Raw genomic sequence first — 1,274 nt, 5'->3', positions numbered from 1 at the left:
GTAGTCGCCGGTCTCCTCAAGACCCTTGAGCGGCTGGCCGGCCTCGCCGCGCTTGAGGCGCTTGACCAGCTTGGCGAAGTCCCCGTACCACTTGGCGCCGCCCCCGACCCGTTGACGCTCTCCCGTCCCCTCCCTAGGGTCTGGTCGGCCATCCGTACGGCGTTCGAGATGCCGGCCACCTCAGTGGCCCCCTGAGCCCCGTGGACCCGTGGAGGAACACACATGGCACGGCCGCCGTCGCTGACGTTCCGTTCGCCTGGACCGTCCGGCCCTTCGGGCTGGAGGACGTGAGCCTCGGGCAGGGCGTCTTCGCCGACAAACGGCAGCTGATGCTGGATCACGCCCGCGGCTACGACGGGAACCGGCTCGGCATCGGCGGCACCAGCATCGCGGAGTTCTGGAAGGCGCGGGACGTGATCGCGGGCACGATCGGCGCGGCCACCGCCGAGACGTGCTGCGCGTACAACATGCGCAAGCTGAGCCGGACCCTGTCCTTCCACGAGCAGGAACCGAAGTACATGGAGTACTACGAGCGGGCCCTGTACAACCAGGTGCTCGGCTCCAAGCAGGACGAGCCGGACGCGGAGAAGCCCCTCGTCACGTACTTCATCGGGCTGACGCCCGGTCATGTCCGGCACTACACACCCAAGTAGGGTACGACCTGCTGCGAGGGCACGGGCGTGGAGAGTGCCACGAAGTACCAGGACACGGTGTACTTCGCGAAGGCCGACGGCAGCGCGCTGTACGTCAACCCGTACAGCGCGTCCACGCTGACCTGGGCGGAGAAGGGCGTCACGGTCACGCAGACGACCCGCTTCCCGCAGGAGCAGGGCAGCACGCTGACCTTCGGGGGGAGGAGTGCCTCCTTCACGCTGCGGCTGCGGGTGCCGTCCTGGGCGACCGCCGGGTTCCGGGTGACCGTCAACGGGCGTGCGGTGTCCGGGAGTCCGAAGCCGGGGAGCTACCTCGACGTGTCCCGGGCCTGGCGGGCGGGTGACACCGTTCGCATCGCCGTGCCGTTCCGGAGGCGGGTGGAGAAGGCGCTGTACGACGCTTCCCTGCAGACCCTGTTCCACGGGCCGGTCAATCTGGTCGCCCGCGACGCGGCCACGGAGTACCTGAAGGTGGGGCTGTACCGCGACGCCGGGCTGTCCGGCGATCTGTCGCCCTCCCTCTCACCGGTGCCGGGCAAGCCGCTGCACTTCACGCTGGACGGGACCGAGTGGGCGCCCTTCGCCGAGGGGACGGAGGATCCGACGCACGCCTACTTCCGG

Annotated in this window: 1 protein-coding gene and 1 pseudogene; both read left to right on the top strand. The window is 69.5% G+C overall.

The genetic code is table 11. The features are described 5' to 3' along the window. A partial coding sequence (locus ABZ281_RS49735) for a hypothetical protein (RefSeq protein ID WP_356665485.1) occupies positions 1 to 195 on the top strand: 195 nt, incomplete at its 5' end. 173 nt (positions 196 to 368) lie between these two features. Then, positions 369 to 1,274: pseudogene (locus ABZ281_RS49730) on the top strand (beta-L-arabinofuranosidase domain-containing protein); the annotation flags it as partial.

Origin of the sequence: Streptomyces sp. NPDC006265 (assembly GCF_040613555.1) — a bacterium.
Lineage (GTDB): Bacteria > Actinomycetota > Actinomycetes > Streptomycetales > Streptomycetaceae > Streptomyces.
Note: the sequence above shows the minus strand (reverse complement) of the source record. Positions and strands in the feature narration are given on the sequence as shown.